This is a genomic window from Qipengyuania sp. (assembly GCF_965277845.1).
GTDB lineage: Bacteria > Pseudomonadota > Alphaproteobacteria > Sphingomonadales > Sphingomonadaceae > Qipengyuania.
The window spans coordinates 2,214,702-2,229,533 of record NZ_OZ255844.1 but is presented as its reverse complement, the minus strand read 5'-3'; the positions used below and the strand labels follow the sequence as shown (position 1 = coordinate 2,229,533).

Genomic DNA, 14,832 nt, shown 5'->3' with positions numbered 1-14,832 from the left:
GGCTGGCGCGGGCCACACGGGCCGCAGCCTTGCGCGGGTTGCGGTGGGACCTGACCGGTCCAGGGCACAAGGGCCAGCGAACAGGCTCGCGCGGGATAGCGTCGGGGTGGTGCTGGAGTTGTCTGGGAGAAATCCCGGATCGGGTCAGGAGCGCTCCGGGAGACCGAACTGCCCCGGCCTGAAGGCGAGCATTTCCACATGCGGAAAAGCCGCGATCGCGGTTAGTCGATCTCCCTCGTGGCGCAAGTGCCACCCCCGACCGTGATCCGGTTCCGATTTCGCAAAACCGGCGGGGTCGAGCAGTGCGAGGTTGATACCGTCCGGGTCACGCGCGGAACGCGCGCGGATGGCCTGACCACCCGCTTCGCGCACCGACGCAGCAAGGTCCTGGCAATGCGAATAGTTATCCGGGTCAAGCCAACGTGCGGAATCGGCCTCAAGCGGCGATCTGGTCGTATCGGTCAACCGCGTGACCGATACGGGTACGGAAAAGCTCAGATGCTCGCTTGTCCGGTTGCCCGGAACGAACCCCGGCGAGCGGCTGTAGAATTTGAGCCGCCAGTAGGCGGTCTCGGTGATAGCGGTGCCTTCGGCTTCGCTAGCGTAGAAAATCCCGGGTCGCTCGTTTGCCCGGCGAAAGCGACTGGCAACCGTGTGGCCATAGCGAAAGGGTGAAGCGAGGAGATAATGCAACCCGTGCGCGGTCTTCGGCAGATCCGGCTTTGCAGCATCGGCCAGTTCCTCAAGCCGCTGTTGCTCGGCAAGATCGGAGGTCAGACGATTGGTCGAGATGCGGTGCTGCGCTTCAACTACCCGCCACACGGTTCGGCGGTAGCGGCGGAACTCAGACGCGAGCGCGGTGGGCGTCCACATAGTCGCAAACGGTGATGAGACCCTTAAAGCTGTCGACGAGATCGATCGGGCGCGCATCGAGATCGAGATTGGCGGTCGTCAGCCATGCGCGCGCAGACATGTCATCGCTCCCGAGCAGAGCGTCGAGCGAGCGGAAAAGCCGCAGGAGGAACTGAGCGGCTTCGAATGACTTCGATGCAGGGTCGAGCTCCGCCTTGCCCGAGCGCAGGCGCGAGGCGGTCGATTCCGACACACCAAGGATTGCACCAAGCTTGGGGTTGGTGAGGCCCCAGAACTCCGCAATGCGCGCGATAGCAGAGGTGAGAACCTTGCCATCATCGGGCTGCAATTCGAGAGGCTTCGTCGCCATAACCTTCCCTTTCAAATGCAAGATATACACAATCTGCTTTCAAATGCAAGGTTGTTGGCGTTCGAAAATCGCCTCTCCATTCGAGAAGCGCCCGACCAGTCTGAGCTCGCCGAACATTCGTTCGAAACGCGGCGCCACCTGGGCGATCCAGTGGCGCGCGCGTGCCGCGCGCGGGTGATGGAAGTCGGCTTCCCAAAAGCGAGCGTCATCGCGAGGGGCGAGCCAGATCGCGGCAAGCCCGCAATAGGTCGATATCCCGCAATCGGCGAAGGCGTTGCGCAGAAGGATACGGTCCTCGCGACCGCGCAATCCATCGAAGGTCTCGAAGGAAGGAAAGGCTACCTTTGTGGTATCGATGATTTCGTCGACGAGGCACTCATAAACCCAGTCCGCATCGTCGTCTTCGCAGTCATCGAGCAGGCGAAAGGCTACCACGGAGCCGGTCGGATAGCTGACAGAACGTCCCATTTAGCCGCTCCTCAAGCTGCACTAGCAAGATCGACATCGATCTCGTCTTCAGTTGATTGGAATCCACCCAGTTCGAGCAGCAAGGTGGCTGCCTCCTCGGCCTTTGCTGCGGCGGTCAGGATCGCGCGCTCGTCCGATTTGAGGATCTTGAGCCAGGACGCGATATAACTCGCGTGATGATCGAGGTGGGTGACCGGGAGGCCCAGTTCGGCACCCAGAATGGCTGAGGACAGTTCGGCGATCAGTTCTTCGGCAGCATAGGCGTCGCTGCCGAAACGGTTCTTGAGATCGCGATCGAGCCGCGAGGAATGGCCCGTCCAGTGCGACAGCTCATGCGCGAGTGTCGCATAGTAGTGGTCATAGGCTTCGAAGAGTTCAACAGGCGGCATGGTGACGCGGTCGCGCAGCGGCTCGTAGTATGCTTGCGCGCCGTGATGCCGCAGGTTTGCCTCGATCCGGGCGAAGAAGGCATCGAGCCGCTCTTCGCGGCCTTCGGGCTCAAGCGCGGCAACCACTGGCTTGGGATGGTAGAACTCGGGAAGGCCATCGCACTGGTCGGCGTTGAATACCGAATAGGCCTTCAGCACGCGGCGGTTCTCCGTGTCCTGCCCGCCTTCAGCGGTTTCGACCTCCTTGGTGTAGCTCTTGTAGAAGATCGCGATGGTTGACTTCTCGCCTTTGCGGACCTGACCGCCGAGCTTCTGGCACTGGCGGTATGTCATCCAGTAGGGAGAGGCGTATCCGCAGGCATCGCCCACCATCCAGAGCCAGAAGGTATTCATGCCGCGATACGGCGTTCCGCAGGATCGTAGCGGACGAGAAACCGGCAGGCCACGCCACGGCTTGACCCAGGGCTTGGTGCCCTCTTCGAGTTTTTCAATGATGGCGGCAGTAATGCGCCCGGCTGGAGAAACTGAAGCGGTGCGGCGGGACTTGGTCATGGATCGTCTCCTGATCGCCGGAACGGACATGTCCGGGTTCAGGATGAACAAAGCGCCCTCCCCTCTGGGTCTCACCATCGTAGGCGACCTTCGGAAGGAAACGTGAAAAGGCGGCCCGTCCCGAGAGGGACGGACCGCCCGCCGAGTGACCTGGACCTGTCAGGAGGGGTCAGGCAGCCTGCTCGGCAATTTCGTTCGCGTTCTCGTCCTCAGCCGGGTCCGCGGCTTCATTCTCGACCGGTTCCTCAGGTGAACCGAAGCGCATGATCTCGGGCACCCAAGCTCCCGCTCGCGTTTTCACATCCGCCTCGCCGATGAAATTGCCGGAAAAGATACGCTCGGCTGCGCTCGCCAGTTCTGCCTTCTTCGAGCCTGCATACCGGCTGACGAGTTCGGGGCCGCCTGCTGCATCAAGCGCTTCGAGCGTGCGTGCCTTCGCCACGCGATCGAAATAGTTCGCCGCAGTTGGCCGCCACCAATGCGCCGTCTCGATCTCGAGCAGCGACCCGAGGATCTCGTGCAGCGGCGCCGAGCGATCGCCTTCACACGCAAGGCTTGCGACCAGCGTGCGGGATACGACATGGCCGAGCCAGGCCGAACGTGCTTCATCGCTCAATGCGCGGAAGCGTTCGAACCGCTCGACGTCGGTCTCACCGGAGCGCCAACTTTCGTCGAGCGAAGCGGCAAATTCGGCAAGCGCAGCGCTCGCTGGGGCGTCCTTCGCCTCGAAGCCGGCCACTGGTCCCGATGCAACCGAGCCGACCAGCGTCGATGCCTTCTTCGCGCGCCAGTCATGCCCATCGGCATCCGCGAGCGTGAAGACCATGAAGTCGAGCGCAAGCGCGGGATCGTTGGCCAGGTGGATCGCCAGGATATCGCGGCGCTGCATCGCAAGCTCGTCGAGCAGACGGTGCGAAAGCGCGCCGCTCTTGCGCTTGGTATCAGCCCCAGCATCCACTGGTTCGACTGCTCCGTCATCAGCGTTGACGACTTCAACTTCGGTGTAGAATTGCGGCACCAATGCCGGTTCGCCATTGCGAGATAGCACGAGGAACGCTCCAGCCTCCGACTTCAGCTCGTCGGCAAGCACCGGCGGTCGGTCGTTGAGATCACGCATCGCGCGGTCGATCGAGACCAGTTCCTCTTCCGCCTTGGCGATCTCGCTTTCGTCGCTGTCCTCATCCTCAAGGATGGCGGCCGTCCGATCGTAGTCGGCTTCAAGGTCGCTGAGCTCGCGAGCCTCGTCTTCGGTTAGCGGAGCCGGTTCGCATGGGAGCCGATTTAGGCCCTCGATGAGATCGTGGCTGACATAGTTGCCAAGCGTGGGTCGCACCCAGGCAAGTCCGTGTTCTTCCGCGACCTTCTTCGCAGCGTCATCCATCGCTTTCTGGGCGAGGTTTTCGAGCAGCGCGACATCGATCCAGCTCTCGCTGGCTTCGTCGTCGAACAGTTCGCGTTCGATGCGGCCACCTGCAGCAAGGTAGTTATCGCGCCCGACCAGAACCGCGCGCGGATCGGAGCCACGAACAGTGGCATCAAGCACCATGCGGCGGATCGTATCAGGCGTGATCTGATACCAGGCATCCTGCAGCTCGGCATAGACGTGTGCCTGGCGGTCGATGTCTGAAATCGCCCCATAGGCCTTGGCCATGTCGAGCGTGATCGCGCCTTCGGCGAGCGCTTCAAAGACACAAGGTGCGAGACCCGCCAGTCGCAGACGACCCTCGACAAAGCGGACCGTGAGACCAAACCGGCGGGCCACGTCTTCGGTGCTGGCTCCCGCCTCGATGATCGCAGCGAAAGCCTGCGCCTCGTCGGCCGGATTCATTGCGAGACGCTGGAAGTTCTCGGCGAGGCTCGCTTCGCGCACTTCGCTTTCTTCGCCTTCGATGACAAGGCAAGTGACCTCGTGGTTCTTGGGAAGCGTACCTTCCTCGGCCAGTGCCTGGAGCTGAGCCAGACGGCGACCACCGGCCTCGACTTCGAACTTGCCGCGCTTGGCTTTTCGCACGACGAGGTTCTGCAACAGGCCTCGGGTGGCGATGTCCGCACGCAATTGCAGATCGGCAAGGACGTCGCTCGACTTGCGCACATTGCGAGGGCTTGGGACGAGCTTCTTCAAGGGAATAGACTGAATCATGGATTGTCTCCTGATGGGTTGAAGAGCCACGCGAAGGTGCATGGCTCGACAAGCCACCGGCTCCCTCCCCTCTCTCTCACTTGGTCGTGGATTTGCCCTTCAGGCAACAATGGCCGGGAGAACAGAGGATGCCTTCGACACGGGGACGAAGAGGCGCGTGCGGTAACGAATGATCTCGGTGAAACAGCCCTTGGTCTTGTACCAGTCGAGGCGCTCAGGCGCGTAACCGGTGAGTTCGAGGCGCTGCTCGCCGCCGACCAGAGAGCGCTTGATGGTCAGTGCGTCATGACTGGTAAGCGGCTGGGGCGTCCCGCTTGCCAGAACCAGTCTTCCGAGCTCAGCCGGAGCCGGACCGGACACACCCTTCAGGCCGAACGTCTCGGCAATCTTGGCCAAGTCGATATCGAGGACTTCGCGCCCGATGATCGATCTGCCATCCTCGGCGACAAGTCGCGTCACCCGGACATGGTCGCCAGGCAGCCGCTTCCAGACCGGGAGTAATAGCCCCGTCGCCAGATGCGCTCGTTCGGTCACTGGCGAAGCCGCCGCGGCGCTTTCTTCCTGTGCCCAGAGTTGGGAGAACTCGGTCACGCCGACCTCTTCCCACAAGCTTTCACCGAGCGCGTCGAGCGTCCAGTTGGCGGACTTGAGCGGGCGGAGAAGGCGGCGACGTTCGATCACCGCGCCATCATCGGCAATGAGGCGCCGCGCCGGAACTGACAGGGCCACCTTGCCCGAACGCGCATTGCGCAGGGGGGTAGCCTGGGGTGATCCGATCTCGTGCATCCTCACGAGACGTTTCAAGCACAGCGGACGCAATTGGCGTTTCACTTCGAGCGAAACGAGGCGGGTTTCGGCCCCCGAAACAGGATCGGTGCGGAGAACTTCATCAGACAGCACCGCGAACCTGTCGACACGGACCGTTTCGAGCCCCAGATCGAGCGTGCCAGCCTCGCGTGCGGCCTCGATCCGCGCTTCAACAAGTCCAAGATACTCTTCGAAAATGCCGTTCTGCAGTGCGATCGGGAGCGCAAGTATGCGGTTGAGCCAGCGTTGGATGGACGGAAGGTTGTCGCTCAGGCCGCCATCAGGGTTCTCGAGCTTGAGTCCCGTCCTCTCGACGAATTCCCCGAAACGGGCCGCCTCGAGCTTTCCGTCGTAAAGCAGGTGGAACCAGCGCGAGAGCGCGTCCTTCGCATAATCGCTTTCGAGATTGTCGGCAGGGTCGAACAGGTTCTGTCCCCCCGTCTGACGCTGGCCGCGTGTGAGAGCGCCCAATGCATCGAGCCTGCGCGCGATGGTCGAGATGAACCGGCGTTCGCCCTTCACATCGGTAGTGACTGGGCGGAACAGCGGCGCAGAAGCCTGGTTGGTGCGGTTGGTGCGACCGAGACCCTGGATCGCGTTGTCCGCCCGCCAGCCCGGTTCGAGGAGGAAATGGACGCGCCGCTGCTGGTTCTGGGCATCGAGATCGGCATGGTAGGAGCGGCCCGTGCCCCCTGCGTCCGAGAAGACAAGAATACGTTTCGCTCCATCCATGAAGCACTGTGCTTCAGCGACGTTGGCGCTTGCGCTTCGACGTTCAAGCCGCTGCTGACCGTCGTGCCCCAAGACCAATCTGCGGGTGCGACCCGTGACTTCCGCCACGGCCTCGGTCCCGAAGTGCTCAATGATTGCATCGAGTGCGGTGGCGATGGGGGGCAAGGCACAGAGTCGCTCGATCAGCGCGTCGCGCGCGGCGATGGCCCGCGAGCAGAGAACGGGCTTGCCGTGCTCGTCGCTCATCGCTTCGGATCGCAGATTGCCTTCCTCGTCAGTGAAGACCTGCATTAGGCGCACGGGGAAGCTCTTCGCGAGATAGTCGATGACATATTCGCGCGGAGAGAGATCGATATCGAGCGCTTCTCGCTCCTCGTCCGAGAGATCGGCCAGGCGCCGGTCGAGCATCGCTTCGGCGGTCGAGACCAGCTGCACGACCACCGAATGGTCATCGCCAAGCGATGCTTCCATGGCAGGGATCAGGCTTGGCAGTTTCATCGAGAGCAGAAGCTGCGCAAAGAAGCGCTGCTTGGTACCTTCGAAGATTGAGAGCGCCGCGGCTTTGGCGTTGCGGTTGAGCGTATCACCGCTGTCCTCGTCGACCACCCTTGTGGCTTCGAGCGCTTCATCGAGATTGCGGTGAATGATCGCCCAGGCCTTGGCATAGGCATCGTAGTTCCGCACCTGCGCTTCTGTGAGCTGATGTTCGAGGATCTCGTATTCGACCCCCGCAAACGACAACGCACGGGCAAGGTAGAGTCCCTGGGCCTTGAGATCGCGGGCGACAAGTTCCATCGCTGCCACGCCGCCGGCGCGGATCTCGGTCATGAATGCCTCATGCGTTGGAAACGAGGTTTCGGGCCCCCATAGCCCAAGGCGGGCCGTGTAGCCGAGATTAGCAATGTCCGATGCGCCGGTCGCGGAAGCGTACAGAACACGTGCTCGCGGCAGATGGTTCTGAAGCCTGAGACCTGCCATCCCTTGCTCCGATCCTTTGACATTGCCGCGGGTCGAGGAAGAGCCAAGCGCATTGGCCATGGCATGCGCTTCGTCGAAGGCAATCACGCCTTCGAATTGCTCGGCGGCCCAGTCGAGGATCTGATCGAGCCTTGTGTCCTCGGCGCGTCCCGAGCGAAGCGTTGGATAGGTTACGAACAGGATACCCTCGGCCATCGTCACCGGACTTCCGAGCTTCCATCGGGAGAGCGGCTGGATGTCGAGTGGGAGTCCCCCGAGTGCTTCCCAGTCGCGGCGCGCGTCTTCGAGCAGTGCCTCGTTCTTGGTGATCCAGATGTGACGGCGTTCGCCCGAGAGCCAGCGATCCATAATGACGCCCGCGATTTGGCGCCCCTTGCCTGCGCCCGTGCCGTCACCGAGAAAAAAGCCTTGGCGGTAGAAGTGTCCGTCCTCCGCGAGTTCGACCGTCGTTCCATGTTGGCTCGGTCGAAACTGCCCGGGAAGGTCGCGGGCGAATGCCTCGCAAGCGTAGATCAGTGTTTCGCACTGTGCGGCCGAGAGCAGTTTGCCCTCCTGCCAGTTTGCGGGAAGCAAAGGGCGCGCATTTGGCACCGGCGCTGAGACAGAACCCATTGCCACCGACTCAACCAATGGCGTCGGGTGAACGGGTGCATCCTGCATGATGACGCGGCTCGGTCGGTAAGGCAGGTAGATACCCGCCTGCTCGGGAACGGGTGCGGGCTCTTCCAGGACTTGATAGTCGAGCGGGACCGCCGCGCTTGTTTCGACGGCTCTGGTCACGAAAGGAGCGACCGGCTTGCGCGAGGCAGAGCCGCTCACCGAAGTTGCGACCGAACGTACCGGAAGCCGATGGACCTTGGCCTGCAAGGGCACACGATTTGGCAAATGCACCAGGCAGGAATGGAGTTCGGCGAGATCGGCGAACTCTCCCGAAATCGTGGAACTGTCCTGAAGATCCGCCTTCTCGATCACGACCATTCTGACCGCGATCCCGGTTCCGCTTCGCGAGAATGCGCCCGACAGCCGGACGTTGAGGAGCAGCGAAGCCTGTTCCTGGTCTTCGACAAAGGTCGCGGCGTCAAAGCCTTCCGGGAGAATGGCCACGAGGCGACCTCCCACTGCGCATTTGCAGAGCGCACTGCGCAGGTGGCGTAATGCCGTACGGCCATCGACGCCCCGCTCGCGGCTTCGGGCGAAGGGAGGGTTCATCAAGATGACGCTGGGGCTCAAACCATGGGCTAGGTCGGCGATCAACTCGCCATCATGAGCGGATAGTTTGGCTCGAGGGTAGATATGCGCGAGCGCTTCGCGGCGCGTGCGATCGATTTCGTTGAGCGTCATATAGCAATCTCGAACGTCGCCCCAGAGCGCAAGTGCGCCATTCCCCGCTGACGGTTCGAGAATGTGATCGCGCGTGCCAAGGGACGCGGCCTTGGCCATCAGCCAGGCAAGGATCGGCGGTGTCGAAAACTGCTGCAGCTCGACTTGGCCCTCGCTGCGCACGTGGCGAGGCGGCAAGGCTGCCTCGAGCCAGTCGAACCGCGCTGCAGCCTCGTGGAAACCTGTCTCGAGGTCGATCCGCGAGAATTCGCGCAGCCAGAGCAAGGTCCCGATCTCGACCGCATTGTTGTAGTCGTCGATCGTCCAAGCACTGCCCCAGTCCTGCGCGCCGGTCTGAGCGGCGAAGAACTCGGCAATGTCAGGTCGGGTGAGGTGGCAACCATTCGCAAGTCGCCGGGAAATTTGTTCACCGATTGCGAAAGCGAGCGGAATTCTGCTCGATGTCTCGCGGCCTGGGAAAAAGTCTGACTGAAACATGGCTTGTCGTCCTCCTGATTGAGGCATCGGGACATGCGCCCTCTGCCGGGTCAGGAATTCGGGAAGCTCTCTCTCCTCTTATCGACACGCCTTTCGGCGCAGCCATGACTGGAGCTCGTCGTTCCAGTCGGTCCCGCGCGAATTGGGCCGTCGGATCTGGATGTTTCGCCCTTCACGGAGATAGGTATCGCGCCCTCGCTCAGCCGCGAGGTCGCCACCGGCGTCGTGATCGACGAAGAGATGGAGGTCGCTCACGCTCTCAGGGATGGCAACCAGGCCGAAGCGTTCATTGCCGAGCGTTGCCCACGTCGGGATACCGGTGAGCGCATAGGCCGACATCGCGCTCTCAATGCCTTCGGCGAGACCGAGCCTTCCCTCGGCGGGTGCGAACAGACGTACTGCCGCCTCGCCGAGTGACCCCAGTGCGCGTTTCGGCTTGGCAAACGATGCTTGGGTATGGCCGGAATGCGACAGGAAGGTCCGGTGAACAGCAATCGGACCTTCGTCGAGCCTGACTGCAGCGATCATCGCTGGCAGGAAGCGGGCGCGCCCCTTCGGTCCAAGCGGTGTGCGTGGATGAAACCTCAGCGCATGGGACGTTGCTAGGATGCCGCGTTCCTCGAGGTATGCCTTGGCAGGACCTCGGTGCAACGGTCGAGCATCTCGCCAGATGCGGAGCGCTGCAGCCGATGGCTTGGTAGAATAGCTCGGTTGGATCGGAAATTCGTCCGAGGAGCCTGAGAATAGCGCTGAAGTCTCAATCCCCTCTCGAGCGAGGGAAACGAGCACGCTCGCCTGATCGCAGCCGGCGAAACAATGTAGGAGGATCGCCTTTCGGCCAAGCGTGACACCGAGCGAAGGCGTGCGGTCATCGTGCGCTGGACAACGGGCCATGCCCTTGGTGCCAGACCACTTCCCGCCGCGGCTCTCGCAGAGCTTGCGAGCAGTTTCCTCTAGCGAAGGTCGGGAAAGGGTTGAGTTCGAAACGGACATACTGGCTCCATCGCCGCACAATTGCCCCTGCCGATTGTCCCCTCTCCTCTTGCCGGACGCGCACGGCGCTTTCCTACACCCCAATGTTCTTTTTATGTTCTGTCATCGGTCTAGGCAAGATAGAGAGAGCGAAATGAGGCAAATTTGGGTAACTGGCGTGTGTTGTGGGCTTGCAATTGCAATCCCCGCCATTGCCCAGGCGCAGGAGTTCCGGGTTTTTGATCACCGACTTAGCGAGGTCGAAAAACCGGCAGACATAGAATTCACGCACGATCCTTCATTGGCGTTCGTTGGGAACGGAAGAGAGATTTCATCCCCAGCCCATCGAAGTTTCAAAGAGACTCTCTACGAACCCCTCATCCGGCAAGCTGAAGTGCGGTATCGATTGCCTCCTCGCCTGCTTCAGGCATTGGTCTGGCAGGAATCCCGGTTCAATCCGATGGCGATCAGTCCGGCTGGTGCAGCCGGACTTGCGCAACTTATGCCTGCAACCGCACGAGAACTCGGCGTAACCAATCGGCACGATCCAGCTCAGAATATCGACGGTGGCGCGCGATATCTTAGGCAGATGCTCGACCGGTTTGGTGCGATCCATCTCGCACTGGCGGCCTATAATGCGGGGCCCGGCGCGGTATCGCGTGCAGGCGGAATACCAAGAAATCGAGAAACGCCGGGATATGTGAGGAGCGTTATCCAAAAATGGATGGCATACGGAGCACTATGAACACGAATCGGAAAAGGATCAGCGGACGGCTCGAGCATCTCCCGCGCGGGGCAGCGATCGTTACAGATGCAGGCGACCACTGGGTTCTGGAAGGCTACGAGCCATCGAACGATGACTTCGGTTTCGAGGTCACTGCCGAGGGTATCGTTGTGGGCTTTGATCGCCTTCGAGTTGAGTGGCTAGGCCAAGTGCCAGCGTAGCTCGCTAGATCACGCAGCTCTCAAAATCGCGACGTTGTCTGTGTTTCCGCGCATCGCATCGAGGAAGTTGGCCCAATCTTGAAGCATCGCGCGACGGGGCGCCAGATACTCTGCGGCATTATAGGCCCCGCGAACTTCGTTCTCCTCGCTATGAGCCAACTGAAGCTCGACCCAGTCTTCATGGTACTTTCGGATCCACATTGGCGGTTGGCCGACTTCGACAAGCTGTTCATTGGCCCATGTGCTCGCAAGACCTCTGAAGCCATGAACAGTCTGCCGACCGTGATAGCCCAGACGATACAAACCATAGATCATGGTGTTTTCGGATAGCGGCACTCCACGCTTCTGGCCGGGAAACACATAGTCACTTTGAGAACATGCGATCATGTCCTTGGCGAGCGAAGCGGCTTGCATTGACAATGGTACGATATGTTCACGGTGCATCTTCATTCGATCAGGGCCGATGCGCCAAAGCGGAGAGTTTCCGTCTAGATCCTCAAACTCGTGCTTCTTGGCGAAACGAAGTTCTTTCGTTCTAACCCATGTCAGAAGTGCGAAGGTGAGCGCTGCGCGAGTGATTTCGGAGCGTCGCTCCCCTTCTTCGTTGTATTGATCCAGCTTGTTTATGAACTCTGGCAACTGAGCGAGCGGCAGTTTGGCCATATGCTTTACTCGAGGGCGCGGCTTCAGAGCGCCGCGAAGATGAGCCGTGGGGTCCCCTTCGCAAAGGCCGCTCGCGATGGCGAACTGAAAAACTTGGCCAATGCTCTGCTTCGCACGCCGACTGATATCCAGAGCGCCCCGTTCTTCAATATTGCGGATCACGCCTAAAACTTCAGGCGGGGTGATCTCGTGCATCAACCTTTCGCCCAATACCGGAAACACGTCCCGTTCCATTCGAGACCAGACACGCTTCGCATGAGCTGGATCGAGGCTGCTCTTTCGATTCTTGTGCCACATCTCAGCAACAGCTTTGAAGGTTCTCTCTGGCTCGAAATCTCGACCAGGCTTGTGGACCATCGGATCCTTGCCTTCGGCCAAGGCAGCCTTTGCAAGCGTCTTCAACTCACGCGCAGCCGCGATTCCGACGTCAGGGTAAGCACCAAAGGAAAGCAGCTTCTCCTTCCCGCGATAGCGGTATTTTAAGCGCCAAAGCTTCGAACCGTTCCCTTTTACGAGGAGGAATAGCCCTTCACCGTCGGCAAGCTTGTAGGGTCGTTCTGCCGCCTTCGCATTCTTGATCTGAATCTCACTCAAAGCCATTGGGGGTATCGCTCCTTTTCGGTACTCCCCGAAAGTACCCCCAAAATACCCCCACTCCAAATCCGGCTTCAAGCGCATGCAAGCGAACGCAAGCGGACGCGAATCAGCCACATGACTTTGATTTCATTATTTTTTTCGGATCTATACGGAAGAATGCGAACCCATGCGGATTCGAGAATGGTAGCGGAGGAGGGACTCGAACCCCCGACACGCGGATTATGATTCCGCTGCTCTAACCACCTGAGCTACTCCGCCCCAAAGAGGCATGCCGGGGCAGACGCCCGCACGGCAGGCGGCGCATTTAGGGCGGTCGGCACGCATGGTCAACCGCGCAATTACGCCTTACGCGCGTTTTCCGCCGAGCCTTGCGCAGCCACCTCGTTCATACGCCTTACCTTGGCCGCGAGACCGCGATTGAGGGCGTGGGTGAGCGCCGTGTCGACCTCGGGCACGGCGCGTGCGTAATGGGCCAGCGCGTCGCGGTCGAAGGTCGCCACACGGGAGCGCTTGGCGACGATCACGGTGGCCGAAGCAGTCTGACCGGACACAAGGCTCATTTCCCCGAGAAACTCTTCCGGACCGCAGGTGCCGACGATCTTACCATCGCATTCGACATGCACCCCGCCGCGCGCAACATAGATCAGCGGCGGGTCGGGCTGGTGCTGGCGCATCAGCACCTCGCCCTCCTCGACATCGCGCCATTGCATAAGATCGCGCAGGTGCTGCTGGCGACCGGGATCGTCGATGCCGAGCAGCCGGTCGAACAGGCTGACTTCTTCCTCAAGCATCGCCCCGCGCCGGGCCCGGCGGCGCAGCACCCAGATCTGTACACCGTTCACCGCAACGAAAACAAAGCAGACGATCGCCCAGCCGATCTGGTCGGTGAGTGCAAAATGCCCGAGCGCCGCCAGCCCGGCAGTCAGCATCGCGTAACGCAACTGCCTGATAGTTGTCGTGGCCATGGCGACGACGGCCAGCAGGGCCGCGCCATAGGCCAAGATCGTGGTAAGTCCGGCCATGTTCCGGTCCCCCTGACTATGCGGCCCTTATGCCGCGCCGCGGCCCCTGAATGCAAATTCCTTTACCGGCTCCCACGGTCCGCCGCGATAACGGAACAGCGCGAGGCCGCGGAAGGCAAAGGGCCGCGGCTCGATCAATCCAGCCAGCGCCGATTGCAGCGCCTTGGCCTCCTTGCCGCTGACCTTGTTCTGGATGGTGACATGGAGCCGCGGGCGATGCTGGTCCTGCAGGGTGAGCATGCCGCGAAAATGCTCTGCGATCATGTCGCGCAGCGAGAGCATGTCGGGGCTCGACAGCTTGATAGCCGTGCCACGCCCTAGCGACATCAACCCCTCTACCCGCCCCTCGACCGGCGCAAATTCCGCGGCGATGCTCTTGAGGTAGGTGCCGGCTTCCCCCTCGCACATCGGCGGTAGCGCGTGGAACAGCGTGACATGCGCCTCGAGATAGTTGCGCTCGGGCGGAAAATGCTCGTTGCGCAGAGCGGTGAAGCGCGCGTGGAGATCGTGCGGCAATTGCGCGGTCACGATCAGTGGGGCGTCGGTGGCTCCGCTCACATTTCCCCGCGTTCGCGGCGGATTTCGAACCACTCGGCGACGTTGCGATTGTGCTCTTCCAGCGTTTCCGCAAAGGCGTGTCCACCGGTGCCGTCGGCGACCATGTAGCGCGCGCTGGTCTCGGCGGGATCGAGCACGGCAGCAATCGCCTCGCGCCCCGGATTGGTGATCGGTCCCTTGGGGAGGCCGACCATCGTGTAAGTGTTGTAGTCGTTGATTGCGGCAATTTCGGACTGGCGGATGCGGCGCCCAAGCGGCTTGCCCTTGGTGATCGGGTAGATGATCGTCGGATCGGCCTGCAGCAGCATACCGTCTTTCACCCGATTCGAATAAAGTCCGGCGACCATTCGTCGCTCGCTCGCCTTGCCGGTCTCCTTCTCGACGATCGAAGCTAGGATCACCGCGTCCCTGACATTGTCGACTGCGATATCGGGCGCGCGCTTGGGCCAAGCCTCTGCAAGGTAATTCTGCATCGCCGCCTGCATGCGGGCAAGCACCGCGCTACGGGCTTCGCCGCGCTCGAAATCATAGGTGTCGGGCAGGACAGAGCCTTCGACCGGAACGGGAATCTCGCCCGTCAAATGCTCTTCCGCCATCAACCGCTCGTGTACCAGGATCGAGGGCAGCCCCTCGGGAATGGTTACGAAGCGGCGGATGACCTCGCCGTGCTGGAAGGTGTCGAGAATGGCTGCATTGCTGGCACCGGCCGGTAGAAGGAACTCGCCCGCCATGATCGGGTCGGACGAGCCGAAGATTTTCGCCCGCAGCAGGAACCCGTCGGCATCGGAGATCAGACCTTCGTCGGCGAGTTTCTCCGCGACCGAAGTGAGGCTCGCGCCAGAGGGGACGATGAAGCTCGTGTCCTCCTCCACTTCGGCACTGCCCCACCAGCCGGAGAGGAACCAGATCGCCCCAATGGCGAGGGCCAGCGAAAGGACGCCTGCGAGGAGGCACCCGGCCTTCTTCACC

General features: G+C 61.4%; 13 protein-coding genes and 1 tRNA gene. 2 read left to right on the top strand and 12 right to left on the bottom strand.

Going from position 1 to position 14,832, the window contains the following annotated elements; all coding sequences use genetic code 11:
• Positions 1-144: 144 nt before the first annotated feature.
• The 7 genes from ACQY4G_RS10970 to ACQY4G_RS10940 all read right to left on the bottom strand — a co-directional run bounded on the left by ACQY4G_RS10970 (position 145) and on the right by ACQY4G_RS10940 (position 10,000).
• Entirely contained in the window at positions 145-873 is a 729-nt protein-coding gene (locus tag ACQY4G_RS10970) for an RES family NAD+ phosphorylase (protein WP_421990910.1), read from the bottom strand.
• Entirely contained in the window at positions 845-1,222 is a 378-nt protein-coding gene (locus ACQY4G_RS10965; protein WP_054588554.1) for an MbcA/ParS/Xre antitoxin family protein, read from the bottom strand. The genes ACQY4G_RS10970 and ACQY4G_RS10965 overlap by 29 nt, the downstream gene beginning before the upstream one ends.
• 39 nt (positions 1,223-1,261) lie before the next feature.
• Positions 1,262-1,690 (bottom strand): hypothetical protein, encoded by a 429-nt coding sequence (locus ACQY4G_RS10960; protein WP_421990909.1) that lies wholly within the window; start codon positions 1,688-1,690, stop codon positions 1,262-1,264.
• A gap of 11 nt (positions 1,691-1,701) precedes the next feature.
• Positions 1,702-2,631: an ArdC family protein gene (locus tag ACQY4G_RS10955; RefSeq protein WP_421990907.1), complete on the bottom strand. Its 930-nt coding sequence runs from the start codon at positions 2,629-2,631 to the stop codon at positions 1,702-1,704.
• Between the two features lie 169 nt (positions 2,632-2,800).
• Complete coding sequence (locus tag ACQY4G_RS10950; protein ID WP_421990905.1) at positions 2,801-4,771, bottom strand: ParB/RepB/Spo0J family partition protein; 1,971 nt, start codon at positions 4,769-4,771, stop codon at positions 2,801-2,803.
• Positions 4,772-4,870: 99 nt separating this feature from the next.
• Positions 4,871-9,106 (bottom strand): strawberry notch-like NTP hydrolase domain-containing protein, encoded by a 4,236-nt coding sequence (locus tag ACQY4G_RS10945; protein WP_421990903.1) that lies wholly within the window; start codon positions 9,104-9,106, stop codon positions 4,871-4,873.
• A 78-nt stretch (positions 9,107-9,184) separates the two neighbouring features.
• Positions 9,185-10,000 carry a DUF7146 domain-containing protein gene (locus ACQY4G_RS10940; protein ID WP_428483109.1) on the bottom strand — a complete coding sequence of 272 codons (816 nt, stop codon included), beginning with the start codon at positions 9,998-10,000 and terminating at the stop codon, positions 9,185-9,187.
• Between the two features lie 232 nt (positions 10,001-10,232).
• On the opposite strand from ACQY4G_RS10940, the gene ACQY4G_RS10935 reads away from it, so the two are divergent.
• Both ACQY4G_RS10935 and ACQY4G_RS10930 read left to right on the top strand, forming a co-directional pair.
• Positions 10,233-10,823, top strand: coding sequence for a lytic transglycosylase domain-containing protein (locus ACQY4G_RS10935; protein ID WP_421990899.1), 591 nt, complete (start codon positions 10,233-10,235; stop codon positions 10,821-10,823).
• Positions 10,799-11,023, top strand: coding sequence for a DUF5818 domain-containing protein (locus tag ACQY4G_RS10930; RefSeq protein ID WP_421990897.1), 225 nt, complete (start codon positions 10,799-10,801; stop codon positions 11,021-11,023). The genes ACQY4G_RS10935 and ACQY4G_RS10930 overlap by 25 nt, the downstream gene beginning before the upstream one ends.
• Positions 11,024-11,032: 9 nt before the next feature.
• Here ACQY4G_RS10930 and ACQY4G_RS10925 read toward each other — a convergent pair whose 3' ends face one another.
• From ACQY4G_RS10925 to mltG, 5 genes are all read right to left on the bottom strand, one after another.
• The gene (locus tag ACQY4G_RS10925; RefSeq protein WP_421990895.1) at positions 11,033-12,286 is read right to left on the bottom strand and encodes a tyrosine-type recombinase/integrase; all 1,254 of its coding nucleotides are present in this window, start codon (positions 12,284-12,286) and stop codon (positions 11,033-11,035) included.
• A gap of 178 nt (positions 12,287-12,464) precedes the next feature.
• Positions 12,465-12,541 (bottom strand) — tRNA-Met (locus ACQY4G_RS10920).
• 80 nt (positions 12,542-12,621) lie between these two features.
• Entirely contained in the window at positions 12,622-13,305 is a 684-nt protein-coding gene (locus ACQY4G_RS10915; protein ID WP_421990893.1) for a Crp/Fnr family transcriptional regulator, read from the bottom strand.
• 27 nt (positions 13,306-13,332) lie between these two features.
• Entirely contained in the window at positions 13,333-13,863 is a 531-nt protein-coding gene (locus ACQY4G_RS10910; protein ID WP_067688243.1) for a 2'-5' RNA ligase family protein, read from the bottom strand.
• The gene (mltG, locus tag ACQY4G_RS10905; RefSeq protein WP_421990891.1) at positions 13,860-14,831 is read right to left on the bottom strand and encodes an endolytic transglycosylase MltG; all 972 of its coding nucleotides are present in this window, start codon (positions 14,829-14,831) and stop codon (positions 13,860-13,862) included. Before mltG ends, ACQY4G_RS10910 begins: the two co-directional genes overlap by 4 nt.
• Between the last annotated feature and the right edge of the window lies 1 nt (position 14,832).